General features: G+C 61.2%; 10 protein-coding genes, 3 tRNA genes and 1 rRNA gene (1 of these 14 running past the window's edge). 1 reads left to right on the forward strand and 13 read right to left on the reverse strand.

Annotated elements, in window-relative coordinates; genetic code table 11:
• Positions 1 to 41 precede the first annotated feature (41 nt).
• The 5 genes from HGI30_RS19040 to HGI30_RS19060 all read right to left on the reverse strand — a co-directional run bounded on the left by HGI30_RS19040 (position 42) and on the right by HGI30_RS19060 (position 6,977).
• Positions 42 to 827 carry an SDR family NAD(P)-dependent oxidoreductase gene (locus HGI30_RS19040; protein WP_168908991.1) on the reverse strand — a complete coding sequence of 262 codons (786 nt, stop codon included), beginning with the start codon at positions 825 to 827 and terminating at the stop codon, positions 42 to 44.
• 109 nt (positions 828 to 936) lie between these two features.
• Entirely contained in the window at positions 937 to 1,941 is a 1,005-nt protein-coding gene (locus HGI30_RS19045; RefSeq protein WP_168908992.1) for an aldose 1-epimerase, read from the reverse strand.
• Positions 1,942 to 2,123: 182 nt separating this feature from the next.
• Positions 2,124 to 5,315: an MMPL family transporter gene (locus tag HGI30_RS19050; protein ID WP_168908993.1), complete on the reverse strand. Its 3,192-nt coding sequence runs from the start codon at positions 5,313 to 5,315 to the stop codon at positions 2,124 to 2,126.
• A 71-nt stretch (positions 5,316 to 5,386) separates the two neighbouring features.
• On the reverse strand, positions 5,387 to 5,824 hold the full coding sequence (locus HGI30_RS19055; RefSeq protein ID WP_168908994.1) for a MarR family winged helix-turn-helix transcriptional regulator: 438 nt from the start codon (positions 5,822 to 5,824) through the stop codon (positions 5,387 to 5,389).
• 214 nt (positions 5,825 to 6,038) lie between these two features.
• Positions 6,039 to 6,977, reverse strand: a complete 939-nt coding sequence (locus HGI30_RS19060) for a helix-turn-helix transcriptional regulator (RefSeq protein ID WP_168908995.1) — start codon at positions 6,975 to 6,977, stop codon at positions 6,039 to 6,041.
• Between the two features lie 118 nt (positions 6,978 to 7,095).
• Between HGI30_RS19060 and HGI30_RS19065 the strand changes: the two genes are divergently transcribed.
• Positions 7,096 to 7,329 (forward strand): hypothetical protein, encoded by a 234-nt coding sequence (locus HGI30_RS19065; RefSeq protein ID WP_168908996.1) that lies wholly within the window; start codon positions 7,096 to 7,098, stop codon positions 7,327 to 7,329.
• A gap of 226 nt (positions 7,330 to 7,555) precedes the next feature.
• Here HGI30_RS19065 and HGI30_RS19070 read toward each other — a convergent pair whose 3' ends face one another.
• From HGI30_RS19070 to HGI30_RS19105, 8 genes are all read right to left on the reverse strand, one after another.
• A complete protein-coding gene (locus HGI30_RS19070) occupies positions 7,556 to 8,578 on the reverse strand; it encodes an SPL family radical SAM protein (RefSeq protein ID WP_235680197.1) in 1,023 nt (340 codons plus the stop codon).
• A gap of 152 nt (positions 8,579 to 8,730) precedes the next feature.
• A complete protein-coding gene (locus HGI30_RS19075) occupies positions 8,731 to 9,663 on the reverse strand; it encodes an NAD-dependent epimerase/dehydratase family protein (protein WP_328805169.1) in 933 nt (310 codons plus the stop codon).
• 57 nt (positions 9,664 to 9,720) lie between these two features.
• Positions 9,721 to 12,150 carry a glycosyl hydrolase family 18 protein gene (locus tag HGI30_RS19080; protein ID WP_168908999.1) on the reverse strand — a complete coding sequence of 810 codons (2,430 nt, stop codon included), beginning with the start codon at positions 12,148 to 12,150 and terminating at the stop codon, positions 9,721 to 9,723.
• Between the two features lie 120 nt (positions 12,151 to 12,270).
• The gene (locus tag HGI30_RS19085) at positions 12,271 to 14,220 is read right to left on the reverse strand and encodes a glycosyl hydrolase family 18 protein (protein WP_168909000.1); all 1,950 of its coding nucleotides are present in this window, start codon (positions 14,218 to 14,220) and stop codon (positions 12,271 to 12,273) included.
• A 663-nt stretch (positions 14,221 to 14,883) separates the two neighbouring features.
• Positions 14,884 to 14,958: transfer RNA gene (locus HGI30_RS19090), tRNA-Gly, on the reverse strand.
• Between the two features lie 13 nt (positions 14,959 to 14,971).
• Positions 14,972 to 15,048: transfer RNA gene (locus tag HGI30_RS19095), tRNA-Asp, on the reverse strand.
• 33 nt (positions 15,049 to 15,081) lie between these two features.
• Positions 15,082 to 15,158: transfer RNA gene (locus tag HGI30_RS19100), tRNA-Met, on the reverse strand.
• Between the two features lie 82 nt (positions 15,159 to 15,240).
• Positions 15,241 to 17,803: ribosomal RNA gene (locus HGI30_RS19105) — 23S ribosomal RNA — on the reverse strand; it runs 367 nt beyond the window's last position.

Here is a 17,803-nt window from a genome sequence, read left to right on the forward strand (position 1 = left end):
GCAGACGCGAGGGCATCTGCTTGTATGGTATCCAGCCGCCTTCAGGTGACGGGCGACTTGCCCCCGTCGAGGTTCATGGCGGTCCCTGTAATATAGGAGGCCGCTCCGGAAGCGAGGAAGACGATCGCGTTCGCAGCTTCCTCCGTATCTCCGATCCGCCCAAGCGGAATGTCGTGCCGGGGATCGCGCGCGAACTGCTCCCAGGTCTGGCCGGGACTCGTCCGCCGCCACTGGTCTTCGATCTGGGCGCTGCGGATGAGTCCGATGCAGACGGCGTTGACCCGGATGCCTTCCGGCGCCAGATCGCGGCTCATCGCCTTGGTGAGCGCCAGTCCGGCCGCCCGCGAGACGGACGACGGCAGCGACGCCTTCGGCGGCGTCTTGCCGCCGATCGCCGTCACGTTGACGACCGCTCCTCCGCCTGCCGCCTTCAGGCCCGAGAGGGCCGCCTGCGTCATATGGACGGCGCCGAGCAGCTTCAGGTCGAGATCGGCCGTCCACGCGGCCGGACCGACTTCCGCGAACGGAGCGGCGGCGGCCGTGCCGGCGTTGTTCACCAGGATGTCGAAGATACCGTCCCAGCGCTCCGCGATCGCGTTCACCGCTTCCGCCGCCGACTCCTGCCGGGAGACGTCGCCGACGATCGCCAGCACCTCGCCGCCCGTCTCGACACGGATGCGGGCCGCCGCGTCCTCAAGCTCTTCCTTCGTGCGGGCCACCAGGGCCACCTTGGCCCCTTGGCGGGACAGCTCCAGCGCGGTCGCATAGCCGATCCCCTTGCTGCCTCCCGTTACGATCGCCTTCTTGCCTTCCAGCTTCAGCTTCACTTGCGGTTCCTCCTTCGGACTTGGGATTGCAGCTATCTCGCGGCCTTCTAGCGGCTTGTCGAGCCGATCCGAGACATTTCCCGGGAAATCGACAGCCCTTCTTCTCCGTCTAGGAGGGACGGGATTTCACATACAGGCGGGCCCGCTCTTCCCAGATTTCGCCCGGCTCCAGGCCGAACAGCCCGATCTCCTCCGCAGGCAGCCCCGTGTTCGGGGCGTTGACCAGGCTGACCTGCGGCTCCGGACAGATGAACCCGCCTCTGCCGCCGTTGTTGTAGAGCATCCATTGCTTGTACGAGGTGCCGACATCGTAAACGAGCGTCATTCCACGCTTGCGGTCGGTCAATTCCATCCGGTTGCGGCCCATCTGCGGCTCGGCCGTGTAATGATGATCGAGCGAAGTCCAGAACGGATCGGCTCCGTCCCCTTTCATCGCCTCTTCCTCAGGAGCGAGCTCCATGAACGTCCCGGTCGGCAGCATGCGCTCGTTCATTTCCCAGCGGCGACCGGCCGTCAGCTTGAAGCTGTAGTCGCTCTCCCGGCTGCCCGGAGCGAACGGCACGTTCAGCGTCGTATGGAAGGCCAGCAGGCAAGGCATCGGCTCGTCGCCGTCGTTGCGCACCGTCACTTGCTGGGCGAGCCCGTCCGGTCCAAGCGCGTAGCGCAGGCGGACCGTAAAGCGGAACGGAAAGCGCCGATAGACCGGATGGTCCTCGTCGATGCGGACCGCGACCGTGACGAAGCTTTCGGAGCCTTTGCTGCCGAAGCTTTCGACCTCCCATGGAATCTGATGCAGGAAGCCGTGCAAGTGATTGTCGCGCTCCCTTTCGTTGACCGGCAGCTGATAGATCCGTCCCTGCCAGGGGAAGCGGCCGTCCTCATACCGATTGGGCGGGAAGAGCAACGGAATTCCCCAGACGACCGGATTCTCGCGAAAGCTCGCCATTTCCTCCTGCGAAGGCTCTCTCAGAAACCGGCATCCGGTGATTCGGTCCTGGAAGGCGATGAGATTGCCTCCGGCTTCGGGGAGCAGGACCGCCTCGTAGGCGTCCGCTCTCAAATAGATCGCCCTCTGGCCCTGGTAGATTCCTTCGAACGCACTGCTCGTTGCCATGACGCGACCGCTCCTCTCTCTACTCTAGTAGTAGAGTACCATATCGTCATCGGGATTTTCTATGAAAAGAGACGGCTGATCGGGCCAGGATGCGGCGAAAGCCCCGAAGCGCGGGCTTCGGGGCTTTCTTCGTCTGCGATGCGGCAGCGCGCGGGCCGGCCGCGGCAGGCGCGGAAGAAGGACTAGCGGTCGGCCGGCAAGCCCGGCTCCGGCGCAGGAACCGGATGCTCCCGCTCCTCGCGTCCGCCCAGGAACGGCCACCAGTTCGCCGTCCCGAACAGGCGCACCATGACCGGAATGAACAGCGGCAGGATCAGCACGGCGTACAGCAGCAGGCCGATCAGCACGACCGTCGCGATCTGCATCAAGGACAGCACGCCGGACGGCAGCATCGCCGCGAACGTGCCGCCGAGGATGACCGCGGCCGACAGGATGACGGAGCCCATGCGGCGCATCGCCAGCAGGATCGCCTCCTGAGGCGGCAGATGCCGGTACTCGCGGAAGCGGTCGAGCAGGAAGATGCTGTAGTCGACGCCCAGCGCGATCAGCAGCACGAAGCTGAAGAACGGCACGGGCCAGCTGATGCCGGAGTAGTCGAGCGCCCGGCTGAAGATCGCTTCTGCCGCCGCCATCGACGTATAGTAGGTGAGCAGCAGCGACGCCATGATATACGCCGGGATGACGAGCGAGCGGAACAGCGCGATCAAGATGAGAGAGATGCCCGCCATCATGAGCATGACCGTGCGCGAATAGTCCGCCTGGGAGATCGTGTTCAGGTCATGCTGCACGCTCGTGATGCCGCCGATCGCATGCTGCGAATCCGCATATGCCGTCCCCTCCAGCCCGCGCGCGACCGCTGCGTCCAGTTCGGGAATTTTGCGGAGCGTCTGCTCCTCGTACGGATTGGACTCGAACACGACATCCAGCGTCGCCATCGTTCCTTGCGGCGACAGGTAGGCTTCGACCGCCTGGCGGAACTCCTCGTCCTGGAGCGCCGCGTCCGGCAGGTTCCAGCCGGTCAGACTGCGGCTCGGCGCGTCCGCCAGCTCGGTCAAGTACGACTTCGCCTCCGCGAGTCCGCCGCTCACCTGCGAGATGCCGTCGACGCTCTGGTCGAGGCCGCCCGTCAGCTGGCCGAGCTGCTCGTTCAGCTCGGCAAAGCCTCGCTGCAGCTCCTGCTGGCCGCCCTGCAGCTGCTCGAAGCCGGCCGTCACCTGAGGCAGCTCTCCGATGGCTCGGCCTTGGCCGTCCGCAGCCTGCTCGATGCCCTTCTGCAGCGCATCGAGGCCGGAGGCCAGCTCGCGCAGGCCGCTGCCGAGCGCGGCCTGGCCGGCGCTCGCCTGCTCCAGGCCGCCGTTCGCCTTGCCGATGCCGGCAGCCGCTCCGGCCAGCTGGGCATTGGCCTGCTCCAGGCCGGCCGCCGACTGCTCGGCGCCGCCCTGCAGCTGAACGAGCGACTGGAGCGCCGCTTGGTACTGCTCGTCGGAGCCGAGCTCCGGGTATTTCCCTCCCAGCGCTTCGAACGCTTGCTGCACGCCGCTCAGCCCTTGCGCAAGCTGCTGCTGGCTCGAGGCCAGCCGCTCATACGCGCCCTGGAGCTGCTCCAGCCCTCCGGCCGCCTCGCGGTAGCCTTGCAGCAGCTCGTCGCTCGCCTGGGCGAGCCGAGCGGCGCTGGCTTGCGCCTGCCTCAGCCCGGCGCCGAGCTCCTTCGCTCCGACAGAGCCGTCCTGAAGCCCTCGGTGGATGCGCCGCAAACCTTGCTCCAGCTCCTCGACGCCGGCTTGCAGCCTGGCCGTGCCCTGCGTCAGCTCGCCCGCTCCGGCCTCCGCCTCTTCCAGCTTGGGCGCGTTGGCCGCCAAGCTTGAGCTCGCCTCGGACAGCCCTTGGCCGATCCGGTCGAGCCCCTCCGCGCTCCTTCCGATGCCGCTCTCGAGCGTGCCCGCCTGCGAGGCGACCTCCAGGTCCGTCAGCGGCTCTCCTGCCGGGCGCGTCGCGCTGCGCACGCTCTTGACGCCCGGCACCTTCGCCAGCTCGCGGCTCACCTGCTCCAGTGCGGCGAGGCCTTCCTTGTTGTCGAAGCTCTTCTCCGCCTTGAGCACGACCGTGCTCGGCATTGAATCTCCCGGCCCGAAGCTGTCCGAGATCAGGTTGAACGCCTTGACCGAATCGTACTTGTCGCCGATCTCGTCCAGCGAATTGAACGAGATCGCGTTGCGGTACGAGAGGAGCAGCGGCAAAACGATGACGGCCAGCACGAGCAGCGCCCAGACCGGGCGGCGCAGCGAGAAGCGGCCCATCCGCCCCCAGAGCCGGTTCTCGCTGTGCGAGAGCGAGCCTTTCTGCGGCCAGAACAGGGCAGGCCCGAGCACGGCCATGAAAAACGGCACGAGCGTCGCGAGCGCGAGCATCAGCACCGCCACGCCGACCGCGACGGCGACGGCCGAGCGATAGAGGCCGAAGGTCGAGAAGCCGATCGAGGCGAAGCCGATGAGCACGGCGAGCCCGGAGATGAGCACCGTCCGCCCGGCGTTCCGGTACGTCCGTACGATCGCCTCCGTCCGGTCGAGGCCGCTCGCCAGCTCTTCCTTGTAGCGGCTGATGAGCAGGATGCAGTAGTCCGTCCCGATGCCGAACAGGATCGCCACCATGAAGATCTGCGTGAACGTGGACAGCGGGAAGCCCGCGTATTCCGCCAGATAAGCGACGACCGACTGCGACAGCAGATAGCTGAGTCCGACGACGACGAGCGGGACGAACGGAGCGACTGCCGACCGGAAGACGAGGAACAGGATGACGAGAATGAAGATGACCGTAATATATTCGGTTTTCGCAAGCCCTTCCATCGAGCTGCGGATCTGATCCTCGTTGATCATCCATTCCGATGTATAGGAGTGGTCCACTTGGATCGTCGAAGCCGCCTCCGCGAGCACGTCTTGAAGCTCCTTCGGCTCCCTCCCGTCCGCCTCGATCGAGACGAGGGCGAGCATCGTCCTGCCGTCCTCGGCGATGAGCTGGTCCTCCAGCTCCTTTTGGTCAAAAGGTCCCGTGACCGAGGCGATGCCGAGGCTTTCCTTGCTCTTCAGCTCCGCGAGGCCGCGCCGAATCTCCTGCTTGTCGGCGTCGGTCAGCCCCTCGTCCCGATGGAAGACGAGCACGGCGGACTTCTCGTCGGCGGCCTTGCCGACCGACTCGCTCTGCGCCTCTTTCTCTTCGAGCAGCTTGGCCGCGGTCGAGGACGAGTAGCCGTCCGGCACCGTGATCTGCCCCTTCACCCGAACGAGCTGCTGCATGTCCGGCGCCAGCAGCATCAAGCCTGCCGCCAATGCGATCCATGCCGCGAAGATCGCCCACCGCCATTTCAAAATCGTTCTCATGCTCCACGCCCTCTCTGGCTTCTTGTCTCTATCGTCCTTTGGCCCCGCCGCTGGATCCTCGACCCGTCTCTTTAATCCTTCAGCCTCGCCGCTAGATCCTCGAACATCTCGATGAATTGAGTCGCCTCTTCTTCCGTGAATCGCGAAATATAGGCGCCGAGCGTTTCTCCGACGACCTTTCCCGCTTCCTCTGCGACTATCCGTCCTTCCTCCGTCAGCGACAGGTACGTGACCCGGCGGTCCCGGTCGTCTGGACGCCGGCGGACGAGGCGCTTGTCGACAAGCTTCGTCGTGATGGACGTGATGCTGCTCTTGCCGACGCAGAACGCATCCGCCAGCTCCGTGGATGTGCTGTCCGGATTCGCGTTCAGGTAGCGGATGATGCCGAACTGCTCCTGCGTAAGTCCATCCGGCAGCTTGTTCTGGATCAGCGCGGCGAATCTTCGATTGACCTGAGAGCTCGCCGCCTCGTACCGCTCGATGATTTCCTTCAGCTTGGCTTCCTGCATGACGGGCTCCTTTCGTACAAGTTCGACCATCTAATAGTTTGATATTCGAACAATATCACGGCAAAAAACCGTCTGTCAACTCGACAGACGGTACTTGGACAGATGGCATGTGGATAGACGATACGTGGATAGACGGCACATGGATAGACGGCACATGGATAGACCGCCGGCACGGACTGATGCCGCAGACGGGGTTCGATCCGCTGCCTCGGCCTTAATCCGCATAAAGCTCGACGATGCCTTGCGCCATGCGCCGCAGCTCCAGTGCCGCTTCGGGCGGCCAAACAATCTTCACGCAGGGACCGTAGCTAAGCAGTCGCGAGTACATCCAATAGCCTCCGTAAGGAGCACAGTCGACCTCCAGCCAGCCGTCCTCGCGCTGCCGAATCGCCTGTGCCGGATAGTCGTCCCGGACGCGGGTCCGAACGGAGGGATGAAACAGCAGCCGAAGTTCGATCTGCGGTTCTCCATCCGCTTCCCAACGCCGATCCAGCTCCTGAATCGTCATGGAATGGCGCTCGAACCGCTCCTCCAGCGGCTCGAGCCGCTGAATTCGGTTCAGCCTGAACGTCCGATAGTCCTGGCGGAGCCGGCAAAAGCCGTACAAGTACCAGACCATGTCCCGAAGCACCAGCCCGATCGGTTCGATCTCACGCTCCGATTCCTTGCCCTCCCAATCCGTGTACGCCATGCGGATGGAACGGCAGTGCTCCAGCGCCTGTTCCAGCTGCCCGAGCATTCTCTTCTCTCGCTCCCCGCATCGCCACGGGTTCAGCTCCAGCACGACCTGTCCCGCCCCGCTCTCCCGTTCGACTCCCGTCTCGGAGCGATTCAGCAGCGCGCTGACCTTGTCGAGCAGGCGGCCGAGCTGCTGCTCGCTCCAAGCGGCCTGCACGCCTTTGAGGGCGATCAGCATGGAGCGCAGCTCGTCCATGCTGAGATACTGTCGGTCGATCTGAAAGGTTTTCAGAATTTCATACCCGCCGTCCAGACCCGGATAGGACACGACGGGCACTCCAGCCGCGTTCAGCGCCTCCAAGTCTCGATAGATCGTGCGCACCGACACCTCGAAGCGCTCGGAGAGCTCCTGCGCTCCGACCCTGCGCCTTCCCAGCAGCAGCATCGTGATGCCGAGTAGCCTGGCCAGCTTCATTTCCGACTCCGCCTCCCTTGCGACCCGCGTTAGACCTTCCTTGCTTGCGGGTAAGGAAGACAACCCCCCCTCCTTGCCGGGACCGGCTAGGAGACTATTCCGAAACGAGGTGCTCGACATGACTGAACCAAAAGACAAATCCCTTTTGAACCAAACTCCCTCCATGGCCGACCGTGACCACCCGGAGCAGTTTCCGACGGAAAAGGAAAGCCTGATGGACCAGGACCCCGCCCAGCTCAACGTCGATCCCATCCCCGTCGAGGACTTGACGATCGAGCAGCAGGATGAAAAGGACAAGACGCATACGAAGGACGATTCCTCCAGCGCCCGCAAGTACAAGACCGGATTTTGACGCCACGCAGTCCGATGCGCGGCTAGCCCGGCGGCTCATAGCGCCTCGTCCTTCCCGACGATGCGTTCGACCGCATCTCGGTCCGCTTCTAAGGCACCGGCAGCCTCGGGCGGCCCTGCATCCACAGGCGAGCGGCTCGAGGCTCGCCCATGCTCATCGAGGGCATCCGATCGTCCAGCCGTCCTCGACCGCGAGCCGGCCAAAGATCGCGTCAATCGGCCTGCATTCAGAGCGGAAACGACATCTGCTCCATCACTTCTATGACAGGCCCCGGGCTGATGACGGCCGCGGGGTCTTCCCTGCGCGATGCCAGCCGCAGATGCAGCTTCCCGCGCTCCTCCAGCGGCCCGGCCGGATCCGAGCCGTCCTCTGCCGGGACGGGAGCATGAGGCAACCCGTGAAGAAGCCGCAGCTCATCCACCCGATTCCGGACTTCCTCCTCATAGCTGCGGATGGCGTAGGCTCCCTGAAAGATCCGCTCGTACTCCGGCAGCACGCCCGGAGCCGTCTGACGAAGCATGGCGTAGTACCAGTTCTTGACCTCTGGCGTCAGCCGCAGCAGCGAGCTCATCATGAACTGCGCGCCAGCGGACTTCACTGCGCTCATGAGCTCATGAAGGGCTTGCCTGGAATCGGACAGGAGAGGAAGAATCGGCGCGGCGAATACGCCCGCCGGCAAGCCGGCCTCCCGCAGCTCCCGAACGGCCTGCAGTCTCGGTCCCGACAAGGGCGAGCCCGGCTCCAGGCTGCGGATAAGCCGGTCATCCACCGTATGAAGGCTGATGTTGACCGACAGCAGCCGGCACTGCGAGAGCAGATCGAGATCCCGCAGCACGAGCGGCGAGCGTGTCGTGATCGATAGCGGCACTTGATAGCGCGCGAGCACCTTGAGGCATTCCCGCGTGATCCGATGGGTGGCCTCGGCGGGCTGATAAGGATCCGTAGCGGTGCCGATCGCGACATGCCCGATCTCCCTCGCCATCGCGGGCAGATCGAACCGGTGCCGTGCCGCTGTTCGATGAAGCTGCGCCTGGAGCGCCTCGGCGGCATTTTCCTTGATGAGAATTCTCCGCTGGAATTCGTCGCTGTCCATTCCGATGTACGATTGAAAAGCTCGGGCATAGCAGAAGCTGCAGCCATGCGCGCAGCCTCGGTACGGATTGATCGACCAGCTGAAAGGCATCTTTTCTTCCTTGACCCTCGACATGAGCTGCTTGACCCGAATCGATTCCCCTTTGGCTGCAGACACAGCTACCACCTCCTGCATTGCGAACATTTGTTCTTAATTTCAGTATAACAGCTCGATTGAGATTCGGCAACTGCCGAAAAAACCCGAATAAGCGGCAGGCGCCGTCCGGCGCTCGCCGCTTATTGCTAAGACCGCGGATGGCGGTTCCATGTTCAGTCCCGTGGCCGAGATGCGGCCAGACGCCCGACGAATCCCGGCAGCCAGTCCATGAGCCTCTCGAACCGGTACCCCGCCGCTTCGGCTTTCCCATGATCCATGTACCAGGATCCCGTCACCCCGTAAGGAGATGCATTCTCATCCGTGACGGAAGCCGTGATTCTCGGCGTTCTGCCCGTCGCCTCGCCGATGAGCTCCAAGAGCTCCCGCAGCGGGATGCTTCCCGCGGAGCAGGCGTTCACCGGACCCGACAGGGGCGCGGTCTTCAGCCAGCCAAGGAATCGCCCCGCCTCGTCGGAGCGGATGAACTGCACGCGCGCTTCCGGCGCCGGCAGGCCGATTTCAAGTCCGTTCGCGATCCGATCGACATGCCAGTGGAGCCGACGGGTATAGTCGTCCTCCCCGATGACAAAAGGCGGGCGTACGAAAATCGTCTCCATGCCCTCGGCTCCCGCCAGCACGGCCTCCGACTGCCTTTTGCCTTCGGCATAGCCGAGAGAGGAGCGGTCCGTCCCGGTTGCGGGATAACCGTAAGGGAGCCAGTCCGTCTCCGCCTGCGCCTTTTCGGCCGGCTCGTAAACGGACAGCGAGGAGATGAAGACGAAGCGCCGCGTCCGTCCCGCGAATGCCTCGCAAGCCAGCCTCGCATCATCGGGAGAGTAGCCGATCATATCGTACACGACATCCCAGCTCCGGCCCTGCACGGCCTCCAGCATCGATCCGGCATTCTCCCGGTCCAACCTCAGCTTCTCCGGCTCGCGGTCATACCGGACCTCCGTCCTGCTTGTGGAGCCGACGGTCACCGCGTGGCCCTCCCGCAGCAGCTCGTCGACCAGGTGCTTACCCATGAATCTCGTCCCGCCAAGTACAAGCACGTTCATTGCCTTCACCCTTTCTCTCCAGCGATGCCTCCTTACCATTCGCGACATGACGCCAAGAACCCTGCCTCGTCGCGGAGGCAGGGTTCTTGGCGGATCACGGAAGCGTTAAGCAAGCTTCCACAGTGCAGGGGTCGTAGACGGCTCCCAGCCGGCCAGCGCCGTATGAGGCTGCAAGCAGCTGTAAGTTTTTCCGCCATACGTCACTTTGTCCCCGGTTTTGTAGGCCGTGCCGGCAGTCCAGGCGGACGCGCCTGGCGTCGCCGTCGGAGCCGGGGTCGGCGTTGCCGTCGGGGTTGCCGTTGCCGTCGGGCTCGGCGTCACGCTCGGCTTCGGCGTTGCCGTCGGCGCCGGGGTTGGCGTCGCCGTCGGGCTCGGCGTCACGCTTGGTTTCGGCGTTGCCGTCGGCGCCGGAGTTGGCGTCGCCGTCGGTGTCGCACTAGGTGTCGGCGTCGGGCTCGGCGTTCCGCAAGCGCCGGTGGCCTTCCACGGACCGTTCGCTCCGCTGAGGTCAGGCCGGTCACCCTGCGTCCACCACTTCGCCTCGTATGCCGTGCCGTTGTAGGAAGCCTTCTGGCCGCCGGAGTAGGCAGTCGTCGCGTTCCAAGCGGCTGCGGTGCATGCGCCGGGAGTGACGGTCGGCGTCGGCGTCGCGGTCGGCGAAGCCGTAGGACTAGGCGTCGCGCTCGAGCCCGGAGTCGCGCTCGGCGTTGCGGTCGGACTTGGCGTCGGGCTTGGAGCCGTACCTCCGTACAGCTTGTCATACTCGGCTTGCGACGAGCTGCCGTTCAGCGTCACGCGCTGCGGTCCGCCTGAGAAGTTCAGCTTCATCATGCCCGGAATGTCCAGCGTCGCGCCGCTGGCGATCGTCTGGGTCGCCGTGCCCGTCAGGCGATAGCGATTGAAATCCCACCCGGCCGAGATGCGCTCGACCGAGCCGGCTCCCCAGGCGGACGTCAGCGTCGTCGTCGTCGGCAGGTCGAATTCAAGCTTCCAGCCGCCGGCGATATCCGCTCCGGTGTTGTTCGTGATTTTGAGCGAGTACGTATAGTTCGGATGATCGTAATTGCCGCTGAAAGCGATGCTGAAGTTTTTCGGGGCCGGCAGCTGCGGCTTGGCCGGTCCGCCGGGCAGTCCCGCCGTCTTGAGCTTGCCGTAGGCGAACTCCGTCAGCGTATTGCCGTAGGTGTACGTTCCGTCTGCCGCCTGCGAATAGTCGCCGGTCAACTCCCAGAACATCATGCCGCCCAAGCCCTTTTCCTTGATGTAGTCCAGCTTGTAGCCGAGCGATTCCGTATCCTCATAGGTCAAGAACACTTTTTTGCTCGCATTGAACAGGTAAGGCGTTTTTGTCACCGGGTCGAAATAGCGCTTGTTGGCCGGGTCTTTGAGCAGATTGAGAATATGCCAGATCGGGTTCGCTCCGCCCGGCTGCTCCGGCGCCGGATCGTTCCAAATGCCGAACTCTCCGTCCGCTCCTCCTCCGGTCGTCGGCGCCGTACCATACAAGCCGGTGTTGTCGATTCCGCCGTTTACGTTCTTCCACCCGCGGGAATAGTACGGGACGCCGATGACGATCTTCTCCGGGGGCAGCGTGCCCAGGTAATAGCGGGTCGCCCAGTCGGTGTTCAGCACCGGCGTGCCGAGGGCGGCGGTTTCCGTGTCGCGGGCGTCTGGGTACAGAGCGGAGTGCGGACCGACATAACCGTTCCATGCGCCATGGAAATCGTAGGTCATGAGGTTCGCCCAGTCGAGATATTGGTTGGCCTCGCCAAGCTTCATGCCGCCGAGAATCCAGCTCGACGCCGTCGCGGCGACCGTCAGATCATATTTCTGATTGTCTTGGGCGCCTGCAGCGTCCAGCTTCTCGCGCAGCTTTTTCATCAGTAGGATATAGTTGTCATAGTTGACCTTGCGCAGCGGCTCGGCGACAGCGAAGTCATTCGGATTGCCCGATTGGCCCGTACCGGAAGGATACTCCCAGTCGATGTCGACGCCGTTGAACCGATAGGTCCGCAGGAAGTCGATGACGCTGTTCGCGAACGTCTCGCGGCCCGCTTCCGTGTTGGCCATGTTGTAGAAGCCCCCGGATGCGGCCCAGCCGCCGACCGAGATCAGCGTGCGTACGTCCGGATAGAGCTGCTTGTACTTCACGAGCTGGTTGAAATGCCCCTTGAACGGAAGATCGGCGAGCTGCCCGGCATAGTCCTTCTCGACAGCCGCCTTGCGGTCTATGAAGTCGATCTTGTTCTGGGCGTTTACTTTGGCGAAAGCGTAGTTGATGTGCGTGATGCTTCCCCAAGGAATTTTGTCGACCGTGTAAAAGCCCTTGTTTTCCTGGTCTCCCCATTCAGGGAAGTAGGCGACGATCTTGCGGGGATGATCGGCGGCGGGAGCGGGAGCGGCAGGCGTCGTGCCGGCCGCGTCGGCCGTCAGCGCGGTACCTGCTCCATAGAACGGGATGAGCACGAACAGGCTCATCAGGGCGGCGAACAGTCGGACGGACGGCTTGGCTTTGCGGGAATGGATGGCCATCATGCGATTCCTCCAGGCTAGGGATGAGTTCGATTGCAGATGAGATGAGGGATGGAAAAGCCCCTCCGAGCCGTTCCATTGATTCATCGGAAGGCTGCGGACAGGGGCTTCATGGGCAGCTGCTTATTTCAGTTTCCAGAGAGCGGGAGTCGTAGCCGGCTCCCAGCCTGCCAAAGAGGTGTGCGGCTGAAGGCACGTATACGTCTTGCCGCTGTAGCTTACCGTGTCGCCCGTTTTGTAGGCGATTCCCGACGCCCATGCAGATACGCCCGGAGTCGGTGTAGCTGTCGGCGTTGCGGTCGGTGTAGCCGTCGGCGTTGCGCTCGGTGTAGCCGTCGGTGTAGCCGTCGGTGTAGCCGTTGGCGTCGTGCTCGGCTTTGGCGTTGGCGTTGGCGTCGTGATTGGCGTTGGCGTCGGCGTCGCAGAAGGCGTCGGAGTGGCGGTTCCGCAAGTTCCAGCCGTTTTCCAAGGACCGCTCGCGCCGCTCAGATCCGGGCGATCGCCTTGCGTCCACCATTTCGCTTCATAAATCGTTCCGTTATAAGAAGCTTTCTGGCCGCCGTTGTAAACCGCCGTCGAGCTCCAGGCCGCCACGGTGCATGCGCCAGGAGTAGGCGTTGCGGTCGGCGTCGGCGTCGTGCCTGGCGTCGCAGTCGGGCTAGTGGTCGGCGTTGGCGTCGCGCTAGGCGTAGCCGTCGGTACCGGCGTCGGCGTCGCGCCAGCGTATCCGAGATCGGATGCCAGCTTGTTCAGCAGCGTTTTGTTGCGGTCGCCGCTCGTCTCCCAGAACATCGCGCCGGCCAGTCCCTTGGACTTCAGGTAGCTCGTCTTGAAGTCGAAGGATTGAACGTCGTCGTAGCTGATGAACGTGCCGTTGGTCGGATTGTACAGATAAGGCACCTTCGCAGCGTCGTTCCAGTAGCGGGTGTAGCCGTTTTTATTGATGTAGTTGGCTTCAAGGTCATAGAAGTCGTAGCTGCCCTTCTCCCACGTTCCGGTCGAAGAGATGCCGGCGCATACCTGATATTGGCCGTTGCCCGCCGTCGGGCATCCACCCCAGCCCCGTCCATAAAACGCCATGCCGAGGACGAGCTTGCTGGCCGGTACGCCTTTGGACAGATAGGTGGTGACCGCCTTGTCGATGTTGAAGTTTTGCGGATCCGTCAGGCCGCTGTTGCTTGCGGCCGTATCGTAGTACAACGGAGCGTTGTGACCGCTCGTCTTGTTCCAGCTGCCGTTGAAATCGTAGGTCATGATGTTGATCCAGTCGACGACGTTCGCGATGCCCACGAGATCATTGTTCTGGATATAGGTCGGACCGGCTCCGGAAGCGATCGTCAGCAGGTATTCCTTGCCGTCGACCTTTTCGGCCGCGTCGAGCTTCTCCCGTACTTTCTGAAGCAGCAGGACATAGTTCTGCTTGTCTTCCGGACGGTAGCTGTTGCCGTCGAGACCGCCGCTGACCGGGTACTCCCAATCGAGATCGACGCCGTCCATCTTGTATTTGCGGATGAAGTCGACCGAGGAGTTGGCGAACACTTCACGCGTCGCTGCCGAAGCGGCGACATCGGAGAAACGGTTCGACCACGTCCAGCCGCCGATCGAGATGACCGTCTTCAAGTCCGGATTCTTATCCTTGAGTTTCCACAGCTGCTTGAGGTTGCCTTTGATAGGGTCGTCCCACTTGTCGTCGCCGAAGCTCTTCTGGGCATCGATCCATGGATCGCCCAGCACGACCGTTCCGTTCGGTGCGTTGATCGTCTGGCCGGCTTCGTTCTGACAGGACCAGGTCGTCGGATTTGGACCTGTCGGATCCGGATTTCCATGCTTTCCGTTCCAGCATATATCGGCAAACGCGTAATTGATGACGTTCATCTTGCTGGCGTCGATATCCGTTACGTTGTAGGCGCGGCCATAAGCCGCCCATGAGGCATAGTAGCCGACAATCTTGTAGTTCGAAGCCGCCTCAGCCTGCTTCACGCTGCCCCCGAAGGCCGGGAACATGGAAAGCGCCATAGCCGCGACCATCGCGATCGCATAGCCTCTCCGGGATTTACGAGATTTGAATATCATTTCTGTTTTCCTCCTTTATGGAATCAAGCCAAGTTGAAACCGGTTTAGCCTCGAACGTTGAGCCGCTTCACCTCCGTTTGAGCTTTACCCCTCACCATGAAAATTCCTCCCTTGAACATGACAACCTATGTGAAATAACTCCAACTCTAGCAACCGAATAAGCCGTCCGTTCTCATCCCATCAATTTGGTATCGCTTTCGCTTTTAGTACCGGGTATCAATCGAGAATTCGATTCTACCTTTTTGGAAGTTATAGTGACATAAGAGACGGTGAAGGTAGTTCCTATTTTCAGGTAAAACCATAAGCTTCGCTAGGGGGACAATTCGGAATCGGCGGGGGATTTTTTTCAGATTCAGACAAAAAACGCTTAAAGACGCACCCTGCTTCCGCGCGACCGTAAATTCCATATCATAATGCGATTTGAATTAAATTGGAGAAAAGTATAAGAAGGATTTTGGAAAAAGCCTTTACGGATAAGGGAAAGTCAGACTTGGCTAAAACATGAACGAAGAACTTTTAAGACATGGGAGGGAGAAATTTCAACGATATGGACTCACGGGGGCAGGGGCTGCGGTTTTTACCGCCAGCCCGATTGTCGATGGGTGAAAAAAAAAGCTGGTGGAAAAAGAAAAAAGCTGCCGAGGGCAGCTTGTCGAATTCATATGGAGCGGAAGACGGGAATCGAACCCGCGACCCTCGCCTTGGCAAGGCGATGCTCTACCGCTGAGCCACTTCCGCAGATGAAGAAAAATGGCGGAGCTGACGGGATTCGAACCCGCGGTCTCCTGCGTGACAGGCAGGCATGTTAGGCCTCTACACCACAGCTCCGAATGAAAAATCAGTTCTTATGTAGAAAGAGATTGGTTGCGGGGACAGGATTTGAACCTGTGACCTTCGGGTTATGAGCCCGACGAGCTACCGGACTGCTCCACCCCGCGCCAGTAATCATCTCTTCAGGACTTGCGCCCTGAAAACTGGATCGAACGAAATGCCGTGCTGACCGGCTGTGTCTTGCTTGAATAGGATAAGCCCTCGACCGATTAGTACTCGTCAGCTGCACGCGTTGCCGCGCTTCCACCTCGAGCCTATCAACCTGGTCGTCTACCAGGGGTCTTACATACTGGGAAATCTCATCTTGAGGGGGGCTTCGCGCTTAGATGCTTTCAGCGCTTATCCCGTCCGTACGTAGCTACCCAGCGGTGCTCCTGGCGGAACAACTGGTACACCAGCGGTACGTCCATCCCGGTCCTCTCGTACTAAGGACAGCTCCTCTCAAATTTCCTGCGCCCACGACAGATAGGGACCGAACTGTCTCACGACGTTCTGAACCCAGCTCGCGTACCGCTTTAATGGGCGAACAGCCCAACCCTTGGGACCTACTTCAGCCCCAGGATGCGATGAGCCGACATCGAGGTGCCAAACCTCCCCGTCGATGTGGACTCTTGGGGGAGATAAGCCTGTTATCCCCAGGGTAGCTTTTATCCGTTGAGCGATGGCCCTTCCATTCGGTACCACCGGATCACTAAGCCCGACTTTCGTCCCTGCTCGACTTGTAGGTCTCGCAGTCAAGCTCCCTTATGCCTTTGCACGCTGCGAATGATTTCCAACCATTCTGAGGGAACCTTTGGGCGCCTCCGTTACATTTTAGGAGGCGACCGCCCCAGTCAAACTGCCCGCCTGACACGGTCCCTGCACCGGTTTCACGGTGCCAGGTTAGAACTCCGATACGATCAGGGTGGTATCCCAACGGCGCCTCCTCCGAAGCTGGCGCTCCGGATTCCTAGGCTCCCACCTATCCTGTACAGATCGTACCAAAGTCCAATATCAAGCTGCAGTAAAGCTCCATGGGGTCTTTCCGTCTTGTCGCGGGTAACCTGCATCTTCACAGGTAGTAAAATTTCACCGGATCTCTCGTTGAGACAGCGCCCAAGTCGTTACGCCATTCGTGCGGGTCAGAATTTACCTGACAAGGAATTTCGCTACCTTAGGACCGTTATAGTTACGGCCGCCGTTTACTGGGGCTTCGGTTCACAGCTTCGGGTTGCCCCTAACCGCTCCCCTTAACCTTCCAGCACCGGGCAGGCGTCAGCCCGTATACTTCGCCTTACGGCTTCGCACAGACCTGTGTTTTTGCTAAACAGTCGCTTGGGCCTTTTCACTGCGGCCCCCTCGGGCTATTCACCCTACCGAGGCACCCCTTCTCCCGAAGTTACGGGGTCATGTTGCCGAGTTCCTTAACGAGAGTTACTCCGCGCGCCTTAGCATGCTCTGCTCGCCTACCTGTGTCGGTTTGCGGTACGGGCACCTTCGCCTGGCTAGAGGCTTTTCTTGGCAGCCGGAGATCATGACCTTCGGTACTATAAGTTTCCCTCCCCATCACAGCCCAGCCTTACGGTTTGCGGATTTGCCAACAAACCAGCCTCACTGCTTGGACGGACACATCCATCGGTCCGCGTCACTACCCTTCTGCGTCACCCCATTGCTCGTAACGGCTTACGGTGGTACAGGAATATCAACCTGTTGTCCTTCGACTACGCCTTTCGGCCTCGCCTTAGGTCCCGACTTACCCTGAGCGGACGAACCTTCCTCAGGAACCCTTAGGCTTACGGCGGATCAGATTCTCACTGATCTTTTCGTTACTCATACCGGCATTCTCACTTGTGTACTGTCCACCAGTCCTTGCGGTCTGACTTCAACCTATACACAACGCTCCCCTACCCAAGTACCCATTGGTACATGCCATAGCTTCGGTGGTGTGTTTAGCCCCGTTACATTTTCGGCGCAGAGTCACTCGACCAGTGAGCTATTACGCACTCTTTAAATGGTGGCTGCTTCTAAGCCAACATCCTGGTTGTCTGGGCAACTCCACATCCTTTCCCACTTAACACACACTGGGGGACCTTAGCTGATGATCTGGGCTGTTTCCCTCTTGACGATGGATCTTAGCACTCACCGTCTGACTCCCGGTTATACATGACTGGCATTCGGAGTTTGACTGGACTTGGTAACCCTTGGCGGGCCCCGCACCCAATCAGTGCTCTACCTCCAGCATGCTCGACACCGAGGCTAGCCCTAAAGCTATTTCGGGGAGAACCAGCTATTTCCGAGTTCGATTGGAATTTCTCCGCTACCCCCACCTCATCCCCGAATTTTTCAACATTCGTGGGTTCGGGCCTCCAGTGCGTGTTACCGCACCTTCACCCTGGACAGGGGTAGATCACCCGGTTTCGGGTCTACACCCACGTACTGAAGCGCCCTATTCAGACTCGCTTTCGCTGCGGCTCCGTCTTCCCGACTTAACCTTGCACGTGAACGTAACTCGCCGGTTCATTCTACAAAAGGCACGCCATCACCCCTAAAACGGGCTCTGACTTGTTGTAAGCGCACGGTTTCAGGTTCTATTTCACTCCGCTCCCGCGGTGCTTTTCACCTTTCCCTCACGGTACTGCTTCACTATCGGTCGCCAGAGAGTATTTAGCCTTGGCAGATGGTCCTGCCGGATTCCCACGAGGTTTCACGTGTCTCGCGGTACTCGGGATCCGTCTCGGAGGGAGCAGGCTTTGAGCTACAGGGCTTTTACCTG

Origin of the sequence: Paenibacillus albicereus (assembly GCF_012676905.1) — a bacterium.
In the GTDB taxonomy this organism is placed as follows: Bacteria; Bacillota; Bacilli; order Paenibacillales; family Paenibacillaceae; genus Paenibacillus_O; species Paenibacillus_O albicereus.

Bases quoted from the DNA above. Each gene is read 5' to 3' on its own strand.
- HGI30_RS19060 (WP_168908995.1), bottom strand. From the start codon at position 6,977: ATGAAGCTGGCCAGGCTACTCGGCATCACGATGCTGCTGCTGGGAAGG.
- HGI30_RS19055 (WP_168908994.1), bottom strand. From the start codon at position 5,824: ATGCAGGAAGCCAAGCTGAAGGAAATCATCGAGCGGTACGAGGCGGCG.
- HGI30_RS19065 (WP_168908996.1), top strand. From the start codon at position 7,096: ATGACTGAACCAAAAGACAAATCCCTTTTGAACCAAACTCCCTCCATG.
- HGI30_RS19085 (WP_168909000.1), bottom strand. From the start codon at position 14,220: ATGATATTCAAATCTCGTAAATCCCGGAGAGGCTATGCGATCGCGATG.
- HGI30_RS19080 (WP_168908999.1), bottom strand. From the start codon at position 12,150: ATGATGGCCATCCATTCCCGCAAAGCCAAGCCGTCCGTCCGACTGTTC.
- HGI30_RS19045 (WP_168908992.1), bottom strand. From the start codon at position 1,941: ATGGCAACGAGCAGTGCGTTCGAAGGAATCTACCAGGGCCAGAGGGCG.
- HGI30_RS19075 (WP_328805169.1), bottom strand. From the start codon at position 9,663: ATGTCGCGAATGGTAAGGAGGCATCGCTGGAGAGAAAGGGTGAAGGCA.
- HGI30_RS19050 (WP_168908993.1), bottom strand. From the start codon at position 5,315: ATGAGAACGATTTTGAAATGGCGGTGGGCGATCTTCGCGGCATGGATC.